22 protein-coding genes are annotated in these 24,567 nt (G+C 72.3%); 12 read left to right on the forward strand and 10 right to left on the reverse strand.

All coding sequences use genetic code 11. The features are described 5' to 3' along the window. Positions 1 to 25 precede the first annotated feature (25 nt). Positions 26 to 646: a TetR/AcrR family transcriptional regulator gene (locus QQX10_RS01730; RefSeq protein ID WP_301144461.1), complete on the reverse strand. Its 621-nt coding sequence runs from the start codon at positions 644 to 646 to the stop codon at positions 26 to 28. Positions 647 to 775: 129 nt separating this feature from the next. On the opposite strand from QQX10_RS01730, the gene QQX10_RS01735 reads away from it, so the two are divergent. After that, the gene (locus tag QQX10_RS01735) at positions 776 to 2,275 is read left to right on the forward strand and encodes an aldehyde dehydrogenase family protein (protein ID WP_301144462.1); all 1,500 of its coding nucleotides are present in this window, start codon (positions 776 to 778) and stop codon (positions 2,273 to 2,275) included. A gap of 27 nt (positions 2,276 to 2,302) precedes the next feature. On the opposite strand, the gene QQX10_RS01740 is transcribed toward QQX10_RS01735, so the two are convergent. Further along, the gene (locus QQX10_RS01740) at positions 2,303 to 3,505 is read right to left on the reverse strand and encodes a TetR/AcrR family transcriptional regulator (protein WP_301144463.1); all 1,203 of its coding nucleotides are present in this window, start codon (positions 3,503 to 3,505) and stop codon (positions 2,303 to 2,305) included. Positions 3,506 to 3,678: 173 nt separating this feature from the next. Between QQX10_RS01740 and QQX10_RS01745 the strand changes: the two genes are divergently transcribed. Together QQX10_RS01745 and QQX10_RS01750 are read left to right on the forward strand one after the other, a co-directional pair. Then, on the forward strand, positions 3,679 to 5,253 hold the full coding sequence (locus tag QQX10_RS01745; protein ID WP_301144464.1) for an AMP-binding protein: 1,575 nt from the start codon (positions 3,679 to 3,681) through the stop codon (positions 5,251 to 5,253). An 11-nt stretch (positions 5,254 to 5,264) separates the two neighbouring features. Beyond that, positions 5,265 to 5,729, forward strand: coding sequence for an acyl-CoA thioesterase (locus tag QQX10_RS01750; RefSeq protein ID WP_301144465.1), 465 nt, complete (start codon positions 5,265 to 5,267; stop codon positions 5,727 to 5,729). Positions 5,730 to 5,737: 8 nt separating this feature from the next. On the opposite strand, the gene QQX10_RS01755 is transcribed toward QQX10_RS01750, so the two are convergent. From QQX10_RS01755 to QQX10_RS01765, 3 genes are all read right to left on the reverse strand, one after another. Continuing rightward, positions 5,738 to 6,817: a T6SS phospholipase effector Tle1-like catalytic domain-containing protein gene (locus QQX10_RS01755; protein ID WP_301144466.1), complete on the reverse strand. Its 1,080-nt coding sequence runs from the start codon at positions 6,815 to 6,817 to the stop codon at positions 5,738 to 5,740. A gap of 61 nt (positions 6,818 to 6,878) precedes the next feature. Further along, positions 6,879 to 7,865 (reverse strand): zinc-binding dehydrogenase, encoded by a 987-nt coding sequence (locus QQX10_RS01760; protein WP_301144467.1) that lies wholly within the window; start codon positions 7,863 to 7,865, stop codon positions 6,879 to 6,881. 67 nt (positions 7,866 to 7,932) lie between these two features. Continuing rightward, positions 7,933 to 8,541 carry a GTP cyclohydrolase II gene (locus tag QQX10_RS01765; RefSeq protein ID WP_436968550.1) on the reverse strand — a complete coding sequence of 203 codons (609 nt, stop codon included), beginning with the start codon at positions 8,539 to 8,541 and terminating at the stop codon, positions 7,933 to 7,935. A gap of 389 nt (positions 8,542 to 8,930) precedes the next feature. Here QQX10_RS01765 and QQX10_RS01770 point away from each other — a divergent pair, with 389 nt between their 5' ends. Genes QQX10_RS01770 through QQX10_RS01780 form a run of 3 tightly spaced genes read left to right on the forward strand, consistent with a single transcriptional unit; the run spans position 8,931 to position 12,559 of the window. Then, a complete protein-coding gene (locus tag QQX10_RS01770) occupies positions 8,931 to 10,595 on the forward strand; it encodes a glycoside hydrolase family 13 protein (protein ID WP_301144468.1) in 1,665 nt (554 codons plus the stop codon). A 40-nt stretch (positions 10,596 to 10,635) separates the two neighbouring features. After that, on the forward strand, positions 10,636 to 11,667 hold the full coding sequence (locus QQX10_RS01775; protein WP_301144469.1) for a LacI family DNA-binding transcriptional regulator: 1,032 nt from the start codon (positions 10,636 to 10,638) through the stop codon (positions 11,665 to 11,667). Next, entirely contained in the window at positions 11,660 to 12,559 is a 900-nt protein-coding gene (locus QQX10_RS01780; RefSeq protein ID WP_301144470.1) for a carbohydrate kinase family protein, read from the forward strand. Before QQX10_RS01775 ends, QQX10_RS01780 begins: the two co-directional genes overlap by 8 nt. Positions 12,560 to 12,587: 28 nt before the next feature. Here the strand turns inward: QQX10_RS01780 and QQX10_RS01785 are convergent, their stop codons facing one another. The 3 genes from QQX10_RS01785 to glnA are packed head-to-tail and all read right to left on the reverse strand — an operon-like array spanning position 12,588 to position 17,837. After that, entirely contained in the window at positions 12,588 to 13,475 is an 888-nt protein-coding gene (locus tag QQX10_RS01785) for a hypothetical protein (RefSeq protein ID WP_301144471.1), read from the reverse strand. Continuing rightward, complete coding sequence (locus QQX10_RS01790) at positions 13,472 to 16,471, reverse strand: bifunctional [glutamine synthetase] adenylyltransferase/[glutamine synthetase]-adenylyl-L-tyrosine phosphorylase (RefSeq protein WP_301144472.1); 3,000 nt, start codon at positions 16,469 to 16,471, stop codon at positions 13,472 to 13,474. The genes QQX10_RS01785 and QQX10_RS01790 overlap by 4 nt, the downstream gene beginning before the upstream one ends. Before the next feature lie 31 nt (positions 16,472 to 16,502). Continuing rightward, on the reverse strand, positions 16,503 to 17,837 hold the full coding sequence (glnA, locus tag QQX10_RS01795; protein ID WP_301144473.1) for a type I glutamate--ammonia ligase: 1,335 nt from the start codon (positions 17,835 to 17,837) through the stop codon (positions 16,503 to 16,505). Between the two features lie 74 nt (positions 17,838 to 17,911). On the opposite strand from glnA, the gene QQX10_RS01800 reads away from it, so the two are divergent. The 3 genes from QQX10_RS01800 (at position 17,912) to QQX10_RS01810 (ending at position 21,470) form a co-directional block, all read left to right on the forward strand. After that, the gene (locus tag QQX10_RS01800) at positions 17,912 to 19,558 is read left to right on the forward strand and encodes an NAD+ synthase (protein ID WP_301144474.1); all 1,647 of its coding nucleotides are present in this window, start codon (positions 17,912 to 17,914) and stop codon (positions 19,556 to 19,558) included. A gap of 248 nt (positions 19,559 to 19,806) precedes the next feature. After that, entirely contained in the window at positions 19,807 to 20,616 is an 810-nt protein-coding gene (gene panB, locus QQX10_RS01805; RefSeq protein WP_301144475.1) for a 3-methyl-2-oxobutanoate hydroxymethyltransferase, read from the forward strand. 2 nt (positions 20,617 to 20,618) lie between these two features. Continuing rightward, positions 20,619 to 21,470, forward strand: a complete 852-nt coding sequence (locus tag QQX10_RS01810) for an NAD-dependent epimerase/dehydratase family protein (RefSeq protein WP_301144476.1) — start codon at positions 20,619 to 20,621, stop codon at positions 21,468 to 21,470. A 27-nt stretch (positions 21,471 to 21,497) separates the two neighbouring features. Here QQX10_RS01810 and QQX10_RS01815 read toward each other — a convergent pair whose 3' ends face one another. Beyond that, a complete protein-coding gene (locus tag QQX10_RS01815) occupies positions 21,498 to 21,821 on the reverse strand; it encodes a hypothetical protein (RefSeq protein WP_301144477.1) in 324 nt (107 codons plus the stop codon). Positions 21,822 to 21,990: 169 nt separating this feature from the next. After that, complete coding sequence (locus QQX10_RS01820) at positions 21,991 to 22,194, reverse strand: hypothetical protein (RefSeq protein ID WP_301144478.1); 204 nt, start codon at positions 22,192 to 22,194, stop codon at positions 21,991 to 21,993. A 31-nt stretch (positions 22,195 to 22,225) separates the two neighbouring features. Here QQX10_RS01820 and map point away from each other — a divergent pair, with 31 nt between their 5' ends. The 3 genes from map to QQX10_RS01835 are packed head-to-tail and all read left to right on the forward strand — an operon-like array spanning position 22,226 to position 24,524. After that, on the forward strand, positions 22,226 to 23,107 hold the full coding sequence (gene map / locus QQX10_RS01825; protein ID WP_301144479.1) for a type I methionyl aminopeptidase: 882 nt from the start codon (positions 22,226 to 22,228) through the stop codon (positions 23,105 to 23,107). Next, positions 23,104 to 23,943 carry a polyphosphate--glucose phosphotransferase gene (gene ppgK, locus QQX10_RS01830; protein WP_301144480.1) on the forward strand — a complete coding sequence of 280 codons (840 nt, stop codon included), beginning with the start codon at positions 23,104 to 23,106 and terminating at the stop codon, positions 23,941 to 23,943. The genes map and ppgK overlap by 4 nt, the downstream gene beginning before the upstream one ends. Next, positions 23,940 to 24,524, forward strand: coding sequence for a GNAT family N-acetyltransferase (locus tag QQX10_RS01835; RefSeq protein WP_301144481.1), 585 nt, complete (start codon positions 23,940 to 23,942; stop codon positions 24,522 to 24,524). The genes ppgK and QQX10_RS01835 overlap by 4 nt, the downstream gene beginning before the upstream one ends. Positions 24,525 to 24,567 lie beyond the last annotated feature (43 nt).

Here is a 24,567-nt window from a genome sequence, read left to right on the forward strand (position 1 = left end):
GGGCCCGCGCCGCGCCCGGACGGCGTCAGACGGCGCCGGCGCCGGTGCGCACCATCGCCTGCGCGGTCGCGACCAGCTCGTCGAGCGAGCGGGTCCGCGGGTTCCACCACTCGACCACCCAGTTCATCGCGCCCAGCAGCAGGAGCCGGAACATGTTGATGTCGAGGTCCGCCCGCACCTCCCCCGCCTGCTGCGCCTCGGCGAAGAGCTCGCGCCACAGCCGGCTGTAGAGGGCCTCCTCGGCCGCGGGCCGGATGCGCAGCTGCTCCGGCACGTGGCCGGCGTTGCGGATGGAGGCGGTCGCGTAGTGCGAGAGCTGCAGCTCGAACCGCAGGTGCGCGTCGACGGCCACCATGAGCCGGTCCATGCACGACGTGTCCTCGGGAAGCGCCGCGAGCACCTCCGCGAGGTGGAGGCGGACGCGGTTCGCACCGACCCACATGACCTCCTCGACCAGCTCGTCACGCGAGGAGAAGTAGTAGTAGATCGCGGGCGCCTGGACCCCGGCCACCTGCGCGACGTCGGACAGCCGGGTGCCCGCGTAGCCCTTCCGGGAGAGCACCTCGGCGGCGGCGTCGAGGATGCGCTGGCGCGTCTGCGCCGACTTCGACGTCGCGGAGGACGCCACGGCCTCGGTGCTGTTCATACCTGGGATTCTAACCCATATTAGATTCCACCTTGCGGAACGACGCGGCCCGTCCTAGCATGTGAAGCGCGATTCACTTAATCGTGCCACCTGCAGGTTGCTGCTCAATGGAGAGTAGGAGATCCGGCGATGACCCTGATGGACCAGCCCGTCCGAGGCGCCCAGCTGACCACCCGCAACCCGATCGACGGCGAGGCCGTCGCCACCTATCCGGTCGCCGGCCCGCCCGAGCTGGCCGCCGCGATCGCCCGCGCGCGCTCGGGCGCCGACTGGTGGCGGGACCTCGGGTTCGGCGCCAGGCGCGCGCACCTGCTGGCGTGGAAGTCGGCGATCGCGCTCCGGGCGGACGAGCTCGCGGACGTGATCTCGGCGGAGACCGGCAAGCCCCATGGCGACGCCGTGCTCGAGGTGATGCTCACGCTCGGCCACCTGGACTGGGCCGCCAAGAACGCCGAGCACGTGCTCAGGCGCCGCAAGGTCAAGTCGGGCCTGGTGAACTACAACCAGCACGCGACGGTCGGCTACGAGCCCTACGGGGTCGTGGGCGTGATCGGACCGTGGAACTACCCGTTCTACACGCCGATGGGCTCCATCTCGTATGCGCTGGCCGCGGGCAACGCCGTGGTGTTCAAGCCCAGCGAGCTCACGCCGGGTGCCGCCGTGTGGATCGCCGAGCGCTGGGACGAGACGGTCGGTCACGACGTCCTCATCGCCGTGACCGGCGACCGCGAGACCGGCGCGGCGCTGGTCGCCGCGGACATCGACAAGATCGCCTTCACCGGGTCGACCGCGACCGCCAAGAAGGTGATGGCCGCCGCCGCCGAGCGGCTGGTGCCGATCGTCGCGGAATGCGGCGGCAAGGACGCCGTGCTCGTGGCCGCCGACGCGGACCTCGACGCCGCGGCCGACTTCGTCGTCTTCGGCGGCATGGGCAACGCGGGCCAGACATGCGCCGGCGTGGAGCGCGTGTACGCGGTCGACTCGATCAAGGACGCGCTCGTCGCCAAGGTGGTCGAGCGAGCGCAGCGCCTGCGCACCGGCGGCGACGACGCCCAGTACGGCCCCATGACCCTGCCGGCCCAGGCGGACGTGGTCCGCGCCCACGTCGACGATGCGCTGCGGACCGGCACCGCCGCGCTCGGCGGCCCGGAGAGCATCCAGGGCCGGACGATCGCGCCGATCGTCATCACGGACGTGGACGAGTCCTCGGACGCCGTGCAGCACGAGACGTTCGGGCCGCTCGTGGTCATCAACCCCGTGGCGTCGCTCGACGAGGCCGTCACCCGCGCGAACGCGACCTCGTACGGCCTCACCGCCGCGATCTTCACACGCGACACCCGCGCCGCCGACCGGGCCGCGGGCCGCCTGCGCACCGGGGTGGTGTCGATCAACTCCGTGCTCGGCTTCGCGGGCGTCGCGGCGCTCCCGTTCGGCGGCGTGAAGGACTCCGGCTTCGGCCGCATCCACGGCGCCGACGGGCTGCGGGAGTTCTGCACGGTCAAGTCGATCGCACGCCAGACCCGCAAGCCGATGCTGAACCTGCTCACCATGGATCGCACCGAGAAGGACATGCACACCGCGGCCAAGATGATCCCGATGCTCCACGGGAAGTCCAAGCCGCAGCGCTGATCGCCGACCGCGGAGGCGGTCCTGGCGTCACACGCCCAGGACCGCCTCCAGCATCGGCCGGATCCACGCCTTGGCGTCCGCGGCCGGACGGTGGCGCAGCGCGACGGCGAGGTCGGCGACCACGTTGAGCCCGGCGTGCACCCGGGTGCGCGCCTCGCGAGGCTCCAGGTCGGGGCGCACGGCGCCGAGCAGTTCCACCCAGTCGTCGACGTGCTCGCGCTGAAGCCGTCGCAGGCGCCGCTGGTCCTCCGCATCGAGGGCGCCGACATCAGCCGTGTACACGTCCATGAGGTCGCGGTCGTCGACGGCGAAGGCGATGTACGCGCGCTCGAGCACCCGCAGCGACTCCAGCGGCTCGTCCCCGCCCAGCGCCTCCTCCGCCGCAGCGTCCAGCACCGCGGCGGCCCGCTCGCAGGCGGTGCGCAGGATCTCGGCCTTGCCGGCGAAGTGGCGGTAGACGCCCGACGGCGTCAGCCCGACCACACCGGCGATGTCCTCGATGGTCACGTCGTGGTACCCGCGCTCACCGAACAGCGCGATGCCCGCTTGCGCGAGCTGGTCGCGCCGACGGCGAGGCGGAGACGACGGCTCCGCCGCCTGGGAGGAGACCGCGGGCACCGGGTCGACGGCGCAGGCGAGCGCGTCGCCGGCAGCGTGCTCGAGCAGCGCGCGCAGGGCGGCGCCGGGCATCGCCGTGCGGTGCATCGTCACCGAGGCGATGGCGCTCAGGGCCGCGCGGCACACCAGGTCCAGCGTCTCGGCGTCGAGCTCGGGGCGCAGCACCCCCACCGGGCCCCCGAGCCGCTCGCGCAGGGCGGCGAACTCGTCGCGCAGCGCACGGCGGTCGTCGTCGTGCAGATAGCGGCTCTCCCACCGGTAGATCCCGCCGGTGGTGCGCATGCCCAGCGTCGCGACGGTCCACGCCTCGAGAAGCGCGTCGATCTCCCGGCGCGCCTCGTCGGGCGTGCGCTCCGCCGGCGTCGGCACCTCGTCGGCCGCCTCGTGGAGGCCCTGGACCAGGCCCATCGCCACGGAGCTGAAGAGGTCGTACTTGTTCGCGAAGTGCCGGTAGAGCGCCGCCGCGGTGATGCCCACGGCGTCGGCCACGTCCTGCATCGCGACGCGATGGTAGCCGCGCTCCGCGAAGGCCGCGGCGGCGGCCGCCTCGATGGACTGCCGCCGGTCCCGCGGCCGGCGCCGTGGGGGCGCCGGAGCCTCGGCGCCGCTCACGATCGCGCCTCGTCGCGGCGGCGCGCCGCGCAATACGCCGGGCGCCCTAGCCAGGAAATGTGAATCATGAGTAACATGATGCCAGTCGGGCAGCCAGATGTCCGGCAGGGAGGGACGAGTCGCGGCAAGGGCGCCGCCGCTCGCAGGGCTCGACGTACAACGAGGTGCAACTCATGAGCGAATCCACCACCGGCATCCCCGCGGCGATCCGCCGCAACCACTGGATGAACCAGGTCCTCAGCCACGCGGAGATGAGGCCCGACGGTCCCGCGTTCAAGTTCCGCGGCGAGGTGACCACCTGGGCGGACACCGCACGCCACATGGACACCATCGCCGCCGCGCTGCGGAGGCGCGGCGTGGGCTTCGGCGACCGCGTGCTCATGCTCACACTCAACCATCCTTTGGTGGTGGAGTCGGTATTCGCGATCAACAGATTGGGCGCGATCGCGGTCCCGATGAACATCAGGCTGTCACCCGCCGAGCTCGCGTACATCGTCGACGACGCGGACGCGGACGTGATCATGGTCGACCAGCCGCTGGCCCCGCTGGTGGCGGCAGTGGGCCAGCTGACCGGCCGCATCCGGAAGGTGATCGTCTTCGGCGAGGCAGCCGAGGGCCAGGAGCCCATCTCCGCGCTGCTCGCCGAGCCGATCGGCGACTTCGAGGCGCCCGACGTCCCCGAGGACACGACCTGCCTCATCATGTACACCTCCGGCACCACGGGACGCCCGAAGGGCGCGATGCTCGATCACGCCAACATGACGTCGCAGGCGATCACCGTGATCCGGGTGAACAACATCTTCAACGAGCGCGACGTGTCCTTCCTCACGGCTCCGCTGTTCCACATCGCGGGTCTGGGCTCGATCGGCGCGAACTTCATCGTCGGCATCCCCACCGTGCTGCACCCTCTGGGCGCGTTCGATCCCGTCGAGATGGTCGACGCGTGGGAGCGCGAGGGCGCGACCATCGTGTTCAACGTCCCGCAGCAGTGGCAGGCCATCTGCGCGGTGCCGGGGATCCGGGAGCGCGATCTCAAGCTGCGCGTCATCAGCTGGGGCGCGGCACCGGCCTCCGACACCCTGCTGCGGACCATGTCCGACACCTTCCCGGACGCCCTCAATGTCGCCGTGTTCGGCCAGACCGAGCTGTCCCCGATCACCTGTGCGCTCCGCGGCGAGGACGCGATCCACAAGCTCGGATCCGTGGGCCGTCCGCTGGTCACGCAGCAGTACCGGATCGTCGACGGCGCGATGAACGACGTGGCCGTCGGCGACGTCGGCGAGATCATCTACCGCGGGCCCAACCTGATGAAGGGGTACTGGCGCAAGCCGGCCGAGACCGCGGAGGCCTTCGCCGGCGGCTGGTTCCATTCCGGCGACCTGGTGCGCCAGGACCAGGACGGGTTCGTCTGGGTGGTCGACCGCCTCAAGGACATGATCATCTCGGGCGGCGAGAACGTGTACTGCGCGGAGGTCGAGAACGCGCTCTTCGCCCATCCCGACATCGTCGAGGCGGCCGTCTACGGTCGCGCGGACGAGCGCTGGGGCGAGGTGCCCGTGGCCGCCGTGGCGCTGCGCCCAGGCGCGAGCCTCGACATCGAGGGGCTCCAGGATTGGCTCGGCGACAAGCTGGCCCGCTTCAAGCAGCCGAAGGCGCTGGTCGAGGTCGAGGCGCTCCCCCGCAACGCCGCCGGGAAGGTCAACAAGGTCGCGCTGCGGCAGGCCGACCCCGTGCCGGTCGCGCCGTAGGGCGGGCGCCGATGACCCGGATCACCGTCCCGGTGGAGGTGCGCTGGTCCGACCTCGACGCCAACGGCCACGTCAACAACGTCGCCTTCCTCACGATCCTCGAGGAGGTGCGGATCCGCCACCTCCACGTGTTCCGCTCCCGGGCCGACCAGGCCCGGGGGCGGGCCTCCGCGGTGGTCGCACGGCACGAGGTCGAGTACCTGGCGCCGATGCCGTGGTCCGAGCGGCCCGTCCGCGTCGACCTGTGGGTCTCCCGCGTCGGCGGCGCGAGCATCGAGGTGTGCCATCAGATCCGCTCGCCCGAGGGTGACCCGGAGACCACCTATGCGCGAGCGGTCTCGGTCATCGTCTATCTGGACCCGGCCACCCAGCGGCCGCGCGGGCTCCGGGCCGACGAGCGCGCCGCCTTCGCGGAGCTCGCCGACGAGCCCCTGGCCCTCCGCGGTCCCGTCGCTCCCGCCGCCGTCGCGCGTTGACGCGCGCGTCACACGTCGCTGACGGGTCCGCCGTCCTCGAGGAAGCCCTCGAGGTTGCGCGGCCGGTAGGCCGGATCGACCGCGAGGCGATCGACGGCCGTCGCGGCCACCGACTCCCGCCCGCCCTCGGCCGCGCCCAGGGGGCGGACATGCGGCGGCCACAGGCGGAACAGCCCGGTGCGCGCGTCGCCCACCTCGCCCATTGGGTCCGGCGCGAACGGGACCAGCTCGTCGTCGCCCGGCACCGCATCGTCCCCCACCGCGAAGGACCCGGGCCGGAGGGTGAGCCCGTGCTCGACCGCCCGATCGGCCATCCACCGCAGGGTGATGTCCGACAGGCCGTGCGCGAGGACCCCGCCGCCGACCTTCGAGTGGTCGCCCGCGAACCAGACCTGCTCGACGATCTGCCCGCCCTCGGGATCGGGGAGCTCCCACACGGCGGGCGCGTAGGGCTTGCGCTGCTCGTCGATCGACAGCGCGTGGAAGGCCGCCTGGACGGTGCCCGACAGCCGGGTGTCGTGGAAGCTCCACCGGCGGTTGAGGCGGCGCACGCCGGGGATGCCGCTCCACGGCAGGCCGAGCGCGCCCACGGTGTCCCACACGCCGATGAACCTGACCCCGACGTCCGGGTGCGAGTAGGAGCGCCGGAACAGCTCGGACTCGACCGCGTGCGGCCCGTACGCGCGGGAGCGGTACAGGCGGTAGGCGTCGTCGAGCCGGTCCCGGTGCTCCGGGCGCAGGATCCCGCAGTTGCGGATCAGTCCCGCGACGGATCGTGCCGTGTAGGCGCCGCGGGAGAAGCCGATGAGGTACAGCTCGTCGCCCGGCGTGTACTCGGCGACGATGTCGCGGTACGCGTCCCGGACGATGCGCGACAGGCCCACGCCGAACGCGGCCCCGAGGAGGCGTTCGCCGGCGTCGGTGCCCACACCGCGGTGGTAGAGCACGGCCTGGCGTGCTCCGTCGTCCCCGGTCGGAGCGATCGCGGCCGCGAGCTTCGTGACGTTGGTCGGCGTCGGCGTGCCGTCCGCGGCCTGATCGGGACGGCTCCAGGTCCCGTCGCAGCACAGGACGATGCGTGAGACCACCGTGCCCCCTCCCCTGGCGTCCTCCCATGACAGCGCCCGTCCCGGGCGCTGTCAACGCGCCTCAGTGCTCGGTGAGCACCGCGACCACCTTGCCCCGCGTATGCCGCTCGCCGACCCGGGCGAGCGCGGCGGGCGCCTCAGCCAGCGTGACGGTCGCGGTCACGAGCGGGTCGACCTCCTCCGCCACGACCAGGTCCATCAGCAGCTCGAGCCCTTCGGCGAGCCACGCGACCGACCGCTCGTCGTCCGCGGCATGGGCCGCGCCGAGCGCGATCTCGTGCACCGACGGCGCCGTCGTGAACGGCGGCACCGCGGAGAGGTCCGCGCGACCGGCGACGCAGGCGATGCCGCCGCCATGAGCGAGCAGGGACAGGTTCTCGGTAGCGGAGCGCGCGCTCACGGTGTCGACCACCGCGTCCACCCCGCGGCCGCCGGTCAGCTCGCGCACCCGTGCGGCCACGTCCTCGGAGCGGTAGTCGATCACGTCGTGCGCGCCGAGTTCGCGGACCGCCTCGTGATGCGCCGCCGACGCCGTCGCGATCACGCGCGCGCCGGCCAGCACCGCGAGCTGAACCGCGAAGCCGCCCACACCGCCGGAGCCGCCCGTCACGAGCACCGTGTCGCCGGGCTCGACGTCGAGCCTCCGCGCGACGGCCTGCAGCGCCGTGAGGCCCGCGCACGGGAGCGCGGCCGCCTCCACGGGGCCGAGACCCGCGGGGACCAGCGCCACGGCGCGCGCGTCGACCGCCGCGAGCTCCCCGAGGCCACCCCCGCGGCGCAGGTCCGTGTGCACGGCGACCCTGTCGCCCGCCCCGAGGTGTCCGACGGCCTCGCCCACCGCCTCGACCCGTCCGACGATGTCGAGCCCCGGCACGTGCGGGTAGGTCCACGCCGGATGTCCCGAGCGCGCGGTCGAGGCGTCGACGGGGTTGAGCCCACAGGCCTCGACCGCGATCAGCACCGCGCCCGGGTCGAGCGCGGGCGGCTCGATCTCCCCGAGACGCAGGCCCGACGGATCTCCCGGTGCCTCCAGCAGCAGCGCGCGCATCTGGGTCCCTCCTCGACCGATGCGCCCACCGTAGCGCGCCGGTCCGACGGGCGGCGCGGCCCAGCGCTCACACGGGGTCGGGCAGCGCGATGGTGTGCGCGGTGTGCCGCACCTTGGTCTCGAGGTAGCGGGCGTTCGCGCCCGAGAGGTGCACGCCCGTGGGCACGCGCTCGTCCACGTCGACGCCGAGCAGCTCGAGCTGCGCCGCCTTGTCCGGGTTGTTGCTCAGCAGCCGGATCCGGTCGACCCCGAGGGCGCGGAGCATCTGGGCGGCGGGCGCGTAGTCGCGCTCGTCCTCGCCGCGGCCGAGCGCCACGTTGGCCTCGTAGGTGTCGAGGCCGGCATCCTGAAGCGCGTACGCGTCGAGCTTGGCGTAAAGGCCGATCCCGCGCCCCTCCTGGCGCAGGTACAGCAGGAATCCGCCCGACTCCGCGATGCGCTCGACGGCCTCGCGCAGCTGCGGGCCGCAGTCGCAGCGCTCCGAGCCCAGCACGTCGCCCGTGAGGCACTCGGAGTGAGGCCGCACCAGCGGGGCCGCGCCGCCGGCGGCGGCGCGCTCCAGGGCGCCGCGCCAGTCCCCCAACCCGATCGCGAGATGCTCCCGCCCGTCGACCAGGCCGTCGAACGTGACCACGTCCCCCGTGGCGGCAAGGCCGTCAGCGAACCGCAGCGGCACCCGCACCGAGGTGCGCACCGTGGCGGGCTCGGGCGTGAGGGCGGCGGGCTCGGCGATGGTGGCCTCGAGGTCGCGGGCACGCGATCGCAGCAGGGGGCAGGTGAGGGTCACGACCGCTCCTTCTGATCGGGCGACGCCCCGTCGGCGTCGGCTCGGGTCTGGTGAGGTGTCGAACGCCGCGGACGCGCCTCGTATTTCGCGGGCACGCGCACGGGTCGCACGGAACCTCCCGCGGCAGCCGCGCCCGGGGCCGACCGCGTGCGGCGGGGTCGGATTTGTGGCACCGCCTGCAAACGCTTACATTGGTGTCCAGGACGCCGCGCGCTCATCGACGCGCGGGCGGTGTCCGACCAGCAGGATCGCAGCACCGCACCCCTCGAGAGGACGACGTGGCCCCCACCGACGCAACCGCGCCCACCGCAGGAACCGAGTGGTGGAGGTCGTCGGTCATCTATCAGATCTATCCCCGGTCGTTCGCGGACGCCTCGGGCGACGGCATCGGCGACCTGCCCGGCATCACCGCCCGCCTCGAGGAGCTGGCCGATCTCGCGATCGACGCGGTGTGGCTGTCGCCGTTCTACCGCTCCCCGCAGAAGGACGCCGGCTACGACGTGTCAGACTTCCGCGACGTGGACCCGATCTTCGGCTCCCTCGCGGACTTCGACGCCATGATCGAGCGCGCTCACTCGCTCGGCATCCGCGTGATCGTCGACATCGTCCCGAACCACAGCAGCGACCAGCACCCCTGGTTCCAGGCCGCGCTCGCCGCCGCGCCCGGATCGCCCGAGCGCGAGCGCTACGTGTTCCGCGACGGCACGGGCGAGAACGGCGAGCTGCCACCGAACAACTGGGAGTCCGTCTTCGGCGGGCCGATGTGGACGCGTGTGACCGAGCCGGACGGCACGCCCGGCCAGTGGTACCTCCACATCTTCGACACCGCCCAGCCCGACCTCAACTGGGAGCTCGAGGAGGTGCGCGCCGAGTTCGACGACGTGCTGCGCTTCTGGCTCGACCGCGGGGTCGACGGCTTCCGCGTCGACGTCGCGCACGGGCTGATCAAGGCGCCCGGACTGCCCGACTTCGTGCAGTCCCAGGAGGAGGCCTCCATGGGCGGCGGGGCGGCGACCCAGTCGCCCTACTGGGCCCAGGACGGCGTCCATGAGATCTGGCGCCGGTGGCGCCGGGTCACCGACGAGTACCCGGGCGACCGGATCCTCGCCGCCGAGGCGTGGGTGTACCCGCTCGAGTTCATGGCCCGTTGGGTGCGTCCCGACGAGATGCACCAGACCTTCAACTTCGGGTACATGGAGGCACCCTGGGACGGCGAGGCGCTGCGCCAGGTGATCGACGACTCGCTCGAGACGTTCGGCGCGGTCGGCGCTCCCTCCACCTGGGTGCTGTCGAACCACGACATGATCCGCCACGCGACCCGCCTGTCGCTGGGCGAGGACGCGCCGCAGGGCCACGGGGTCGGGCCCGAGACGCCCGGGCTCCCCGACATCGAGGAGGGCATCCGCCGCGCACGCGCCGCGACCCTGCTCATGCTCGCGCTGCCCGGCGGCGCCTACCTCTACCAGGGCGAGGAGCTGGGCCTTCCCGAGGCGATCGACATCCCGGGCGACGCGCGACAGGACCCGACGTGGCACCGGACCGAGGGAGAGCGCTACGGCCGCGACGGCTGCCGCGTCCCGCTGCCCTGGGAGGCGGACCGAGCGGCCTACGGGTTCTCGTCCACCGGGGAGACGTGGCTCCCCCAGCCCGACCTGTACGGCGTGCTCGCCCGTGACCGCCAGCGCGGCACGGTGGGCTCGACGCTCGAGATGTACCGCGATGCCCTGCGGCTGCGGCGCGAACGAGGCCTCGGCGCCGGCGCGATCGCGTGGCGCGACGCCCCCGCCGGCGTGCTGTCGCTCGACAACGGCGGCGTCCGGGTGATCGCGAACCTCGACGGCGCTCCCGTGAAGGTGCATGGCGAGGTCCTCGTGGCGTCGAGCCCGTTCGACGGCGACCTGCTGCCGCCCGACACGACCGTCTGGGTGCGCGCAGCCGAGTAGCATGCAGGTGCGGGCCGCACAGCGAGGGAAGGAGCCGGCGTTGGCGACGATCCAGCAGGTCGCGGACCTGGCACGCGTCTCCACCGCGACGGTCTCGCGGGCCCTCGCCGGCAAGCCGTCCGTCTCCGCCGCGACGCGCGAGCGCGTCGAGGAGGCCGCCCGGTCGCTCGGCTACGTCGCCTCCGCGACCGCATCGTCCCTCGCCTCGGGCAGGACGCGGAACATCGGCATGGTCATGCCCTACCTCGGCAGCTGGTTCTACGCCGCCGTGCTCAAGGGCGCCCACCGGGCGCTCGCCGACGGCGGCTACGACCTCACGCTCTACCACCTCGAGGACACGACCAGGCACGCCGAGCGCCGCCAACGGCTCTTCGACGAGTTCCTGCGACGCAAGCGGGTCGACGCGTTCATCGCCGTCTCCCTCGAGCTGTCGGACGCCGAGCTGGAGAGGATCGCGCTGCTGGGCAAGCCGATCGTCGGGCTCGGCGGCCCCATCCCCGGCGTCACCACGCTCAGCCTGGACGATGCGGGCGTCGCCACCCTGGCGACCGAGCACCTGCTGTCGCTCGGCCATCGCGAGATCGCCCACCTGGGCGGCGACGAGGCGTTCGAGCAGGACTTCCACGTGCCCGCGAAGCGCCGTGCCGCGTACGAGCAGGCGCTGCGCGCCGCCGGGGTCGAGCCGGATCCCCGGCTCATCAAGAACGCGGACTTCACCATCCAGGGCGGCTACCAGGCGACGCTGCAGATGCTCGGCGCGCCGCAGCGGCCCACCGCCCTGTTCGCCGCCTCCGATGAGATGGCGATCGGCGCCATCCTCGCCGCGCGCGACCTGGGGCTCCGGGTCCCCGAGGACCTGTCGGTGGTCGGCATCGACGGTCACGAGCTCGGCGAGTTCTTCGGCCTCACGACGGTCGACCAGTTCCCGGTCGTGCAGGGGCGGATGGCCGCGGAGACGCTCCTCGAGGAGCTGTCCCCCGACGCGCCCGGCGACCACGTCAACCGTGACCTCCCGTACGAGCTAGTAGTGCGCAAGAGCACCGCGGTGCCCTCCGGCAGGCCGCGTGAGTGACCGCGTGCTCGTGGTGGGGCCCACGAGCGAGAACCAGCTGGTCGCGCTCGACGCGCTGCCCCGCCCCGAGCCCCATACGGTGTTCGCGCTCGGGCACCGCACCGTGCTGGGCGGGACCTCCGCGGGCAAGGCCCTCCACCTGGTGGACGCCGGCCTGTCCCCCACGCTGCTGACCACGCGGGGGGACGATGCCGCGGGCGACGCGCTCATGGCGCAGCTGCGGGCGTGCGGGGTGGACGTGCGCGAGGTCCGTGCCGAGGGCCCGACCGAGCGCCACCTCAACCTCATGGCGGCCGACGGCGGACGCGTCTCGATCTATCTGCAGCCGTCCGGGCCGCTCCCCGCCGAGGAGCTGCGCCGCGCACGCTCGGTCGCGCTGGCGGCCATGACCGATGCCGCCGCGGTGTTCCTCGACCTCTCGGACGTGGGCCGCGCGCTCATCCCGGAGGCGACGGCGCTCGCCCACGAGGTGTGGTGCGACGTCCACGACTACGACGGCATGGACGGATTCCACCGGCCGTTCGTCGACGCGGCCGACGTCCTCATCATGAACCGGGACCGGATCCGCAATCCCGGGTCCTACCTGCGCGATCGGATCGCCGCCGGCACCACCCTCGCCGTCTGCACGCTGGGCGCCGACGGCGCGCTCGGCGCGACCGCCGACGGCGCGATGGTGCGGATCGCCGCGCCCGAGGTCGCGGTGGTGGACGCGAACGGCGCCGGCGACGCCTTCGCGGCCGGGCTGATGGCGTTCGCGGTCGAGGTCGGCGGGGCGTCGCGCATCACCGGCGAGCTGCTGGGACAGGCGCTGGAGGCCGGGGCCGCGCAGAGCGCCCGCGCCGTCGGCTCCGCTCAGATCTCCCCGCTGCTCGAGCGGCACGGCGCCGGCTGAGGGCGTGCCCCGGGGCACGCCGAGCTGTTCAGCGGTACTGCGGCTTGGGGCGCGGGTACGTGAGCACCCCGATGAGGAAGAACACCAGCCCGATGATCAGCGCCCACGCGGCGAGCTCGAGCAGGCGGAGCTCGACCGCGGGCACCGCGGCCTCGGTGACCACCTCGAGGATCAGCCGTCCGATCGAGCCGTCCTTGCCGCCGGGCAGCAGCGCCACGACCGCCTCGACGCCCCAGAAGTGGGTGCCGACGAACAGCGCCCCCGCGATCGCGGCGGTGGCCGCTCCGACCTTCGGCAGGAACCAGCGGAGTCGGAGCGTCACGAACATGCCGACGACGACCACGCCGATGCCGGTCCACAGCGCCCAGTCCTGCGCGATCCGGAGCCACTGGTAGGCGCTGCGCACGTCGTCGAACGTCTCCGCGTCGAGCGCCTCGACCTCGATGGGGTCCACCTGGATGTCGGGGATCTGCACGCCGACGAGCGGGATCGTGTCGATCTGCGCGTTGACGTAGCCGGACACGTCGATCTCGAGCGTCAGCGGCGCCGGGGTCGTGAGCGTGCTGCCGAGCTGGGCCGCGAGCTGCTCGTGCGCCGCATCCACCTGCTCCAGCAGGGACTCCTTGAACGTGTCGCTGTCGACCGCGTCGGTGATGAGGGTCCGGAGCGCATCCTCGAGGCCCAGGCGCGCCGGGTCGATGCCTCTCGCCTGCAGGCCGGCGACCGCGGAGTCGGCGACGGCATCGCCCAACGCCGCCACGACCTCGGGGTCGTCGAGCGCGTCCTCCGCGATCCCGTGGACGGCGGTGCCGTCCTCGATCGCGCGGACCGCGACGGCGCTGACCGCCCATGCGGAGAACAGAGACGCGGCCACCAGGATGATCAGCGCCGATACCACCGTGCGGGCCCAGTTCACGTGCGCCCCACCTCCCAGCCGAAGAACACGCGCTCCGTCACTGCCCTCGCTCGTCGGGAGGCCCGCGTGAATCGTTCGTCCAGCTCAGCACCGGACATCTGTGTACCAAGAATCTCAGCAAGTACGCCCAACTCGCGGATATCCGCCGGAAGGACGTCCGTGTCGCGCGCCGCACCCCTCAACGCCATCGCCCCTCGCAGATCCGTCGCGAGCACCCACGCCTCCCGCAGCTTGGCTGCGTCGCCACGCCCGATGAGGCCCAGGTCGGCGCAGGCCGCGAGCGCCTCGAGGGTGCGCGTGGTGCGCAGCTCGGCGTGCGCGCGCCCGTGCCGCAGCTGCTGGAGCTGCACGCACCACTCGACATCGGACAGCCCGCCGGGGCCGAGCTTGAGGTGCCGGCGCGGGTCGACGCCGCGCGGCAGCCGCTCGGCCTCCATCCGCGCCTTGAGCGTGCGCATCTGCCGGAGCGCGCCGTCCGGCAGCTCCACCGGGTAGCGGACCTCGTCGATCATCGCGACGAAAGCGTCGCGCAGGCCCTGGTCGCCCGCCACCGGCTGCGCGCGGAGCAGCGCCTGCGCCTCCCACGGGTCCGACCACCGGCCGTAGTACGTCGAGCACGACTCGAGCGATCGCGCGAGGGGGCCGTTGCGCCCCTCGGGACGGAGGTCCGCGTCGATCTCCAGCGGCGGCTGGGGCCCGACCCTCTGCAGGATGCTGCGGATCTCCTGCGCCATCTGCACCGCGATGGCCTGGCCGTCCGGCGCCTGGCCGTCCCAGACGAACTGCACGTCCGCGTCCGACGCGTAGCTCATCTCGAGGCCGCCGTAGCGGCCCATCGCGATCACCGCGAACCGGATCGGCAGCTCCTCGAGCCCCCGCGACGTCGCGACGTTGTGCCGCGCGATGCGCAGCGCGCCCTCGATCAGCATGTCGGCGGCGTGGGACACGGCCTCGGCGGCGTCCGAGGCGTTGATCAGGCCGAGCGCGTCAGCCGAGGCGACGCGCGCAAGCTCGCGCCGGCGCAGGCCTCGCATCGCGGTGGCCGCCTGCTCCGGGTCGTTGGAGCGCCGCAGGATCGCGTCGGCCTCGGTCCACATCCGCTCGTAGGAGCGGGGCACCAGGTCCTCGTCGCGGTCGAGCCACGTGACGCCCTCGGAGGAGGCCAGCAGCGCCCGCGCGACGTAGCGGGAGGTCGACAGGAGGCGGGCGAGCCGTTGTGCGGCCGTCCCCGAGTCGCGCAGCAGCTTGAGGAACCACTGCTGGTCGCCCATCTGCTCCGACAGCTGCCGGAACGCGAGCAGCCCCGCGTCGGGATCGGCGCCCTGCGCGAACCAGCCGATCATGGCGGGCAGCAGCTGGCGGCGGATCGATGCGGAGCGGCTGGTGCCCTCCGTCAGCGACTGGATGTGCCGGTAGGCACCCGCCGGATCCACGAAACCCACGGCCGCCAGGCGCTCCTTGGCCGCCGCATCGTCCAGCCGCGCCTCGTCCTCGCTCAGGCGCGCGACCACCGGGAGGATCGGCCGGTAGAACATCTCGAGGTGCATCGCGCGCACGTCGCGCCGGATGTCCGTCCACACCTCCTCCATGTACTCGACCGTGGCGAAGCCCGACGCGCGCGCGAGGATCCGACGGTCCTGATCGGCGTCCGGCATCAGGTGCGTCCGCGTGAGCTTCCGGAGCTGCAGGCGGTGCTCCCAGACGCGCAGCTGGCGGTAGGAGCGGTCCATCGCCGCCGCCTGCGGCCGTCCGACGTAACCGGCGGCGCGCAGCTCGGCGAGCGCGTCCAGGGTGCCCCGCACGCGCAGCGACTCGTCGGCGCGGCCGTGGACCAGCTGGAGCAGCTGGATGGTGAACTCCACGTCGCGCAGGCCCCCGGGACCGAGCTTGATCTGGCGTCCCGACTCGGCCGCCGGGACGTGCTCCTCGACCCGGCGGCGCATCGCCTGAGCCGACTCGACGAAGCCCTCGCGCTCGACGGCCTTCCACACCATCGGGTGCAGGCGCTCGACGTACGCCGCCCCCACCTCGGGGTCTCCGGCGACCGGCCGGGCCTTGAGCAGGGCCTGGAACTCCCAGGTCTGCGCCCAGCGCTCGTAGTAGGCCTGATGCGACGCGAGGTTGCGGACCAGCGGCCCGTCGCGGCCCTCGGGACGCAGGTTCGGGTCGACCTCCCAGAGGGCGGGCTCGACCCCCATGCCGCCGCAGGCCTTGGCCGCGGCGATCGCGAGCCTCGTCGCGACCCGCAGCGAGACGTCGTCCGAGACCCCCTCGGCGGGCTCCGCGACGTAGATCACGTCGACGTCCGACACGTAGTTCAGCTCGCGCGCGCCGCACTTGCCCATCGCGATGACCGCGAGCCGGGTGGCCGCATGCTCCGGATCGTCGGCGCGGGCGATCGCGAGCCCGGCCTCGAGGGCGGCGCCGGCGAGGTCGGCGAGCGCGGCGGCGACGGCGGGGAAGATCGTGGCGGGCACGTGCTCGAACAGATCCTCGGCGGCGATCCGGGTGAGCGCCCGCCGGTAGGCGACCCGCATCGCGGCGACGCCCTCACGGCCCCCGAGCGTCGCGACCGGGGCGGCGTCGGAGGGGTCCGCCCCGACGGCCTCGAGCAGTCGCGCACGGAAGTCCATGCGGGTGAACGAGGCGGCGGAGTCCCAGTCGAGGAAGTCGCGCAGCATCTCCGGGTGCCGGATCAGGAAGTCCCCGAGCGCGAGCGAGCCCCCGAGCAGCACGCCCAGACGCATGCCGCCCGGCGAGGACGACAGCGCGGCGAACTCCGCGCTCAGGCCCGCGTCCCGCGCCGACTCCGCGAGCCGCAGCAGCTGCAGCAGACCCGCGTCGGGATCCGCCAGGTACGAGACGGCGTGCGCCGGGTCCTCGAGCGTGACGCCGGAGACCTCCTCGATCTCCCGGATCAGCCTCTCGGCGCGCGCCGGCTCAGAGGCCCCGGCGCGCCTGAGCAGCGTGGTGAAGGAGACCTCCCGCGCGCTCATGCGGGCCACCCTATCGGGGGACGACGACCGTCTAGAGGACCGAGAGGTAGGTCTCGAGCTCGAACGGCGTGACCTGGGCCCGGTAGGACTCCCACTCCGCCCGCTTGTTGCGCAGGACGAAGTCGAAGACGCGCTCGCCCAGGGTCTCGGCCACCAGCTCCGACCGCTCCATCACCTGGATCGCCTCGTTGAGGGACGTCGGGAGCGGCTCGTAGCCCAGCGCGCGACGCTCGGCGCTCGACAGCTCCCACACGTCGTCCTCGGCGCCGTCGGGGAGCTCGAGGCCCTCCTCGATGCCCTTGAGCCCCGCCGCGAGCAGGACCGAGAACGCGAGGTACGGGTTGGCTGCGGAGTCCATCGCCCGGTACTCGACGCGGGCCGACTGGCTCTTGTCGGGCTTGTGCGCGGGCACGCGCACCAGCGCAGACCGGTTGTTGACGCCCCAGCACACGTACGACGGCGCCTCGGCCCCGCCCCACAGGCGCTTGTACGAGTTGACGTACTGGTTGGTGATCGCGGTGATCTCGGGGGCATGACGCAGCAGGCCCGCCATGAACTGGCGCGCCACGAGCGACAGCCCGAGCTCCGCGCCGGCCTCGTGGAAGGCGTTCCGGTCGCCCTCGAACAGGCTCATGTGCGTGTGCATCCCGGAGCCCGGCGCCTCGAACAGCGGCTTGGGCATGAAGGAGGCGAACACGCCCTGCTCCAGCGCGACCTCCTTGATCACGGTGCGGAACGTCATGATGTTGTCCGCGGTGGTCAGCGCGTCGGCGTAGCGCAGATCGATCTCGTTCTGGCCCGGGCCCGCCTCGTGGTGGCTGAACTCGACGGAGATGCCCATGTTCTCGAGCATCGTGATCGCCTCACGGCGGAAGTTGTGGGCCGTGCCGCGGGGCACGTTGTCGAAGTAGCCGGCGCGGTCGACCGGGACCGGCTGCTGGCCCGGCTCGAACTGCTTGAACAGGTAGAACTCGATCTCGGGGTGCGTGTAGAAGCTGAACCCCTGCTGCGAGGCCTTGTCGAGCGTGCGCTTGAGAACCTGGCGCGGGTCGGACAGCGCGGGCTCGCCGTCGGGCGTGAAGATGTCGCAGAACATGCGGGCCGCGCCCTGACGCTCGCCGCGCCACGGGAGGATCTGGAACGTGGCGGGGTCGGGCTTGGCGATCATGTCCGCCTCGTACACGCGCGTCAGCCCCTCGACGGCCGAGCCGTCGAAGCCGATGCCCTCGTTGAAGGCGTTCTCGAGCTCCGCGGGCGCGATCGCGACCGACTTGAGGATGCCCAGCACATCCGTGAACCACAGACGGATGAACCGGATGTCGCGCTCCTCGACGCTGCGGAGCACATATTCCTGCTGCTTGTCCATGCGGCCCATCCTGCACCATTTGTGTGACGAACATGTGTCCGCGGCCCGCGTGCCGCGACGCGTAGGCTTCCTCCATGTCGACGCTCCGCCTCGCGCTCGCCCAGGTCAACCCCTGCGTGGGTGACATCGCTGGTAACACGGCACTCGTGCTTGACCGGTGCCGCGCCGCCCATGAGGCTGGCGCCACCGTGGTCGCCTTCCCCGAGATGGTGGTGACGGGCTACCCGATCGAGGACCTGGCCCTGCGGGAGAGCTTCCAGCGCGCCGCGGCCCGCGCGACCGAGGAGATCGCCGCGACCCTCGACGCGGAGGGCATGGGCGGCCTGATGGTCGTGCTCGGCACGCTCGGGGTGTCGCGCGCCGGTCTGCCGTTCAACCAGGCGGTGGTCATCACCGGCGGCGAGGTCGCCGCCCGCTACAACAAGCACCACCTGCCCAACTACGGCGTGTTCGACGAGCGGCGGATCTTCGCCGCCGGCGAGGACGCCTGCGTCATCACCGCCGCGTCGTCCCGCATCGGGATCGTCATCTGCGAGGACATCTGGCAGGACGGCGGCCCGGTCGCGCAGCTCGCGGCCCTCGACGTCGACCTGCTGCTGGTGCTCAACGGGTCGCCGTTCGAGGAGGGCAAGGGCCGGGTCCGGACCGATCTCGCGCGCCGCCGCGCAGCCGAGGTGGGCGCGCCGCTCGCCTACGTGAACCTGTGGGGAGGCCAGGACGACCTGGTGTTCGACGGGCACTCGTTCATCGTCGCGGCCGACGGGGCCTGGATGGCGAACGCGCCGGGCTTCGAGGACGCCCTCCTGCTGTGGGACGCCCCGGAGCCGGGCGCGGCACCCGTCCAGGGGCCGGTGGTCGACTTCGCCTCCGACGCCGAGCAGGTCTACCGCGCCTGCGTGACGGGGCTGCGCGACTACGTGGAGAAGAACGGGTTCCGCTCGATCGTCCTGGGGGTGTCCGGCGGCATCGACTCCGCGCTGACCGCCGCGATGGCGGCGGACGCGATCGGCGGCGAGCGCGTGGTCGGCGTGTCGATGCCGTCGTCCTTCTCCTCGCAGCACTCGCGCGACGATGCGGCGGACCTGTGCGCGCGCATCGGCGCCGACTACCGGGTGCAGCCGATCGCGCCGCTGGTGGAGGCCTTCCAGGGAGAGCTCGCGCTCGAGGGGGTGGCCGAGGAGAATCTGCAGGCGCGGCTGCGCGGCGTGATCCTCATGGCGCTGTCCAACAAGGAGGGGCACCTGGTGATCGCGCCGGGCAACAAGTCCGAGCTGGCGACCGGCTACGCGACCATCTACGACGCGGGCTCGATCGGCGGCTTCGCCCCCCTGAAGGACGTCGACAAGTCGCGGGTCTGGGAGCTGGCGCGCTGGCGCAACGCCCATGCGGAGGCGAACGGCAAGACCCCGCCCATCCCCGTCTCGTCGATCGAGAAGCCTCCGTCGGCCGAGCTCCGCCCCGGGCAGACCGATCAGGACTCGCTGCCGCCGTACGAGCTGCTCGACGAGGTGCTCGACGCCTACGTCGAGCACGCCGAGGGCCGCGCCGAGCTGCTGGCCCGCGGATTCGACGAGGCCGTGGTCGAGCGGGTGCTGCAGCTGGTCGACCGCGCGGAGTGGAAGCGGCGTCAGTACCCCCTCGGCCCGAAGGTGACGGCGCTGGCGTTCGGCCGCGACCGCCGGCTCCCCATCACCAACCGCTGGCGGGAGCTCGCCGAGTAGCCCCGGCCCGGACGACCCGCGGCCCCGCGCCGCCCCCTCCCCGACGGGTGCGGGGGCGCCTGCGGCCACGCTCCCGATTTCATGCACGAACGAACGGGCTCCTCCGCGTCCCGCCGCCCGGCCCGCACCGGTGCGTTCGCGCATGAATACGGGAGCGCCGGCGCAGCGGTACCGGAGGCTTGCGCGAGGGCCTGCGCGAAGGCCCGCATCTGCGGCCGCACCTGCGCCCTCGTGAGAGGCTGGACACCATGACGAGTCCGAAGAAGGTCCGTATCCATCACTTCCGTGAGATGAAGCAGCGCGGCGAGAAGATCACGATGCTCACCGCGTACGACTTCCCCACCGCGAAGGCCTTCGACGCCGCGGGCGTCGACATGCTCCTGGTCGGCGACTCCATGGGCGACAACGTCATGGGCTACGACTCGACCGTGCCGCTGACGATCGACGAGATGATCCCCTACACCCGCTCCGTCGCGCGCGCCGCCGAGCGCGCGTTCGTGGTCGCCGACCTCCCGTTCGGGACCTACGAGGTCTCCCCCGAGCAGGCGGTCGAGTCCTCGATCCGCATGATCAAGGCCACCGGCGCGAGCGCGGTGAAGTTCGAGGGCGGCCGCCGCATCGCCCGCCAGGTCAAGGCCGTCACCGACGCGGGCATCCCCTTCTGCGGGCACCTCGGGTTCACGCCGCAGAGCGAGACCGCCCTCGGCGGTCGCCGCATCCAGGGGCGCGGCGAGCACGGCGTCGAGGAGCTCGTGGCGGACGCGCTGGCGCTCCAGGAGGCAGGAGCCTTCGCCGTGGTGCTCGAGATGGTGATCGCTCCCGCCGCCCGAGCGGTGACGCAGGCGCTCGACATCCCGACCATCGGGATCGGCGCCGGGCCGGACACCGACGGTCAGGTGCTCGTCTGGCTCGACGCCGCGGGCGTGGGCGACTGGCACCCGCGCTTCTCGAAGCAGTTCGGCGCGGTGGGGCAGGCGCTGCACGATGCGGCGGCCGGCTACGTCGCCGAGGTCAAGTCCGTCGCGTTCCCCGCGGCCGAGCACACGTTCGAGAGCTGATCATGAGCACCATCCTCGTCACCGGGTCCGAAGGCAAGCTGGGCCGTCACGTGGTCGCGCGCCTGCGCCACGACGGTCACGACGTCCACCGCCTCGATGCCAAGCCCATCGCACCCGCGAGGGACTACGTCCGCATCGACCTCACGGACGCGGGCCAGACCCTCGACGCGATGTTCGGGGTCCAGGACGCCTACGGCGCGGTCGACGCGGTGGTCCACCTGGCCGCCATCCCCGCGCCGGGTCAGATGACGGACACCGCGACCTTCCAGAACAACATGCTCGCGACGTTCAACGTCTTCCAGGGCGCGCGCCGGGCGGGCATCACGAACGTCGTCTACGCATCGTCGGAGACCGTGCTGGGGCTCCCGTTCGAGACTCCCCCGCCGTACATCCCCGTGGACGAGGAGTACGACGCCCGTCCGGAGTCGAACTACTCCCTGGTCAAGCACCTCGAGGAGCAGATGGCGATCCAGCTGTGCCGCTGGGACCCCGCGCTGAAGATCATCGCGCTGCGCTTCTCCAACGTCATGGACGTCGAGGACTATGCGGCCTTCCCCGGTTTCGACGCCGATCCGACGCTGCGCCGCTGGAACCTCTGGGGCTACATCGACGGGCGCGACGGCGCGCAGGCCGTGGCCCGGGCGCTCGACTACGAGCCCCGTGGCTTCGACCGCTTCGTGATCGCGAACGCGGACACGGTGATGTCCCGCTCGTCGGCCGACCTCGCCGAGGCGGAGTTCCCCGGCGTCCCGGTGGTCAAGAAGCTCGGCGAGCACGAGACGATGCTGTCGATCGACAAGGCACGACGCCTCCTGGGCTACGAGCCCGAGCACTCCTGGCGCGACCACGTCTAGCGCGGCGGATGGCGACGGCGGTCGCGTTCACGCCCGCAGAGTCATCGGCACCCCGTCCCACCTGCGTCGTCGCGCGTAGTACACGAGCACCCAGACGTTCGACGCGAGCGTGACGACGTCGAGCCAGGACCTCGCGCGCCCGGCGACGTCCTCGGCGTGGAGCGCGTCCGCGACCAGCAGCGCGATGCCCGCGAGGTTGACGACGAGCAGCAGCACGATCGCGAGGAGCCACCCGCCGCCGCCGTGAGAGGCGACCGTCGCATCGTCCCCCCGACGAGCCCGCCACCACCCGACGACGCACCTGACGAGCCAGTAGGAGAGCACGCCCGTCATCGGGATCAGGCCGGTCATCGCGAGGTACCAGGCGAGCAGCGCGAGGCCGTCGACAGCCCCGGCATCGCACGGCGCGGCGCACAGCGTCAGGTCGCCCGACCACAGCCGCGCGGCGATGTCGACGGTGCCGACGATCAGCAGGACGAAGAGCGCGACGAGGAGCCAGAAGCCGAGCTCGGCGCGCAGACTACGAGTCGTCGTCGCCCCAGGAGTCCTCGTCGGAGTCCCACAGCTCGTTGCGCGCCTGAGCGATCTCGAGAGCGTGGCGGGCCTCCTCCGGGCTCGCGTAGGGACCCATGAGGTGCTCCCACGAGCTCTGGCGCCCCTTCTCCACCATGCGGGTGCGGGTGTTGAACCAGTACTCGACGGGCTGCTCGGCTTCGGTGGACATCGGCATCGCCTCCGTGAATAGACTGCCAGGTATGAGCCCCGTACGCGAGAGCATCTCCAAGGGCACCGTCACCCCCGTGCGGGATGTCCCGTCATCGATCCCCCGCCCCGAGTACGTCGGCAAGACGCGGGCGGCGCTATGGACGGGCGGCGACGTGCACTCCCCCGAGACCATCGAGAGGATCCGCGTCAGCGCGCGCATCGCGGCGCAGGCGCTCGCCGAGGTGGGCCGCCACGTGGTGCCCGGCGTGACCACGGACGAGCTCGACCGGATCGGCCACGAGTTCGTGCTCGACCACGGCGCGTACCCCTCGACCCTGGGCTACCCGGGGGCCGCCGGGCGGCCGGCCTTCCCCAAGGCGCTGTGCACCTCCGTCAACGAGGTGATCTGCCACGGCATCCCGGACTCGACCGTGATCGAGGAGGGCGACATCGTCAAGGTCGACATCACGGCGTTCACGGGCGGAGTGCACGGCGACAACTGCGGCTCGTTCATCGCGGGCGAGGGCACCCCGGAGGCGCAGGAGCTCGTGCAGGTCACGTACGACGCCATGATGCGCGGCATCAAGGCGGCGCAGCCGGGCCGGGAGGTCAACATCATCGGCCGCGTGATCGAGAAGTACGCCTCGCGCTTCGGCTTCGAGTCGGTGCGCAGCTACACCGGGCACGGGGTGGGACCCGCGTTCCACACGGGCCTGGTGATCCCGCACTACGACGCCGCCCCTCATCACGCCGACGTGATCGAGCCGGGCATGGTCTTCACCGTCGAGCCGATGCTGTGCATGGGCTCGGAGGAGAACCACGAATGGGACGACGGCTGGACGGTGGTCACGGACGACCACTCCTGGGTCGCCCAGTTCGAGCACACGATCGTCATCACCGAGACCGGACCGGAGATCCTGACACTGCCATGAGCAAGCACATCGCCCTCGGCGTCGACATCGGCGGCACCGGCATCAAGGCCGCGCCCGTCAACCTGAAGACCGGCAAGTTCGCGGACGACCGGTACCGCATCCCCACGCCGCAGCCCGCGACACCGGACGCCGTCGCCAAGACCGTGGCGCGGGTCATCGCGAAGTTCTCCCCCGGCAAGCACACCCCGATCGGGGTGGCCTTCCCCGGCGTGGTCCAGCACGGGATCGTCAAGACCGCCGCCAACGTCGACGACTCGTGGATCGGCACCGACCTGCGCGCGATCATCCGCGACTACGCCGGGCACGACGTCCACGTGCTCAACGACGCGGACGCCGCCGGCTACGGCGAGTACAAGTTCGGCGCCGCTCACGGCCAGAACGGCTCGATCCTCATGACCACGCTCGGCACCGGGATCGGCACCGCCATGATCGTCGACGGCACCCTGGTGCCGAACCTCGAGCTCGGGCACATCATGATCGACGGCCACGACGCGGAGGAGCGAGCCGCGGAGTCCGCGCGCGACCGCTACGGCTACGACTGGGACCAGTGGATCGCGGAGCTCCAGAAGTACTACTCGGAGATCGAGCGGCTGCTGTGGCCCGACCTCATCATCGTCGGCGGCGGCATCTCGAAGTCGCACCACATGTTCCTGCCGGAGCTGCGCCTGCGAGCCCCGATCGTGCCCGCCGAGCTGCTCAACGGCGCGGGCATCGTGGGCGCAGCGGCCGCCGCGGCCGCGGCCGACAAGGTCGAGAAGGCCGAGCAGAAGGCCGCCGCCAAGAAGGAGGCGAAGGCCGAGGCGAAGAGGTCGAAGAAGGCCGCGAAGGCGTCGTGACCTTCTCGGCCGCCCCGGTCCTGTCCCATCGCCTCGCGCGGCTCGAGCCGCTGGCCCACGCTCACCACGACGACCTGTGCGCGGCCGTCGGCGACCTGCACACGCTCTGGTACACGTCGATCCCCTCGCCGGACACCATGACCGCCGAGATCGACAGGCGCCTCGCGCAGCAGCGGGACGATGCGGTCGCGCCGTGGGCGATCGTCGACGCCCGGACCGGGCGCGCGGTCGGGATGACGACCTACCTCAACCTCGACCCGGAGAACCGCCGGCTGGAGATCGGCTCGACCTGGCTGGGCCGCGAGGCTCAGGGCACCGGGGTCAACCCGGCGGTCAAGCTGCTGCTGCTCGCGCGCGCGTTCGACGCGCTCGGCTGCATGGCCGTCGAGTTCCGCACGCACTGGCACAACCACCAGTCGCGCACGGCGATCGCCCGGCTCGGCGCCCACCAGGACGGCGTGCTGCGCCAGCACAAGGTCTGGACCGACGGCTCGATCCGCGACACGGTCGTGTTCTCGATCCTCGATCGCGAGTGGCCCTCGGTGCGGCTCGGCCTCGAGTCCCGGGTGGCATCGCGGTGACCCCCGTGCGCCGTCGGGCGCGCGCGACCCCAGGTGCGCGAGG

It is taken from the genome of Demequina lignilytica (assembly GCF_030418305.1).
GTDB classification, from domain to species: domain Bacteria; phylum Actinomycetota; class Actinomycetes; order Actinomycetales; family Demequinaceae; genus Demequina; species Demequina lignilytica.

What these genes read in the sequence shown, in the direction of transcription:
- QQX10_RS01730 (WP_301144461.1), bottom strand. Translation starts at nt 646, where the DNA reads ATGAACAGCACCGAGGCCGTGGCGTCCTCCGCGACGTCGAAGTCGGCG.
- QQX10_RS01735 (WP_301144462.1), top strand. Translation starts at nt 776, where the DNA reads ATGACCCTGATGGACCAGCCCGTCCGAGGCGCCCAGCTGACCACCCGC.
- QQX10_RS01745 (WP_301144464.1), top strand. Translation starts at nt 3,679, where the DNA reads ATGAGCGAATCCACCACCGGCATCCCCGCGGCGATCCGCCGCAACCAC.
- QQX10_RS01750 (WP_301144465.1), top strand. Translation starts at nt 5,265, where the DNA reads ATGACCCGGATCACCGTCCCGGTGGAGGTGCGCTGGTCCGACCTCGAC.
- QQX10_RS01760 (WP_301144467.1), bottom strand. Translation starts at nt 7,865, where the DNA reads ATGCGCGCGCTGCTGCTGGAGGCACCGGGAGATCCGTCGGGCCTGCGT.
- QQX10_RS01790 (WP_301144472.1), bottom strand. Translation starts at nt 16,471, where the DNA reads ATGAGCGCGCGGGAGGTCTCCTTCACCACGCTGCTCAGGCGCGCCGGG.
- glnA (WP_301144473.1), bottom strand. Translation starts at nt 17,837, where the DNA reads ATGGACAAGCAGCAGGAATATGTGCTCCGCAGCGTCGAGGAGCGCGAC.
- QQX10_RS01800 (WP_301144474.1), top strand. Translation starts at nt 17,912, where the DNA reads ATGTCGACGCTCCGCCTCGCGCTCGCCCAGGTCAACCCCTGCGTGGGT.
- panB (WP_301144475.1), top strand. Translation starts at nt 19,807, where the DNA reads ATGACGAGTCCGAAGAAGGTCCGTATCCATCACTTCCGTGAGATGAAG.
- QQX10_RS01810 (WP_301144476.1), top strand. Translation starts at nt 20,619, where the DNA reads ATGAGCACCATCCTCGTCACCGGGTCCGAAGGCAAGCTGGGCCGTCAC.
- QQX10_RS01815 (WP_301144477.1), bottom strand. Translation starts at nt 21,821, where the DNA reads ATGACCGGCCTGATCCCGATGACGGGCGTGCTCTCCTACTGGCTCGTC.
- QQX10_RS01820 (WP_301144478.1), bottom strand. Translation starts at nt 22,194, where the DNA reads ATGTCCACCGAAGCCGAGCAGCCCGTCGAGTACTGGTTCAACACCCGC.
- map (WP_301144479.1), top strand. Translation starts at nt 22,226, where the DNA reads ATGAGCCCCGTACGCGAGAGCATCTCCAAGGGCACCGTCACCCCCGTG.
- ppgK (WP_301144480.1), top strand. Translation starts at nt 23,104, where the DNA reads ATGAGCAAGCACATCGCCCTCGGCGTCGACATCGGCGGCACCGGCATC.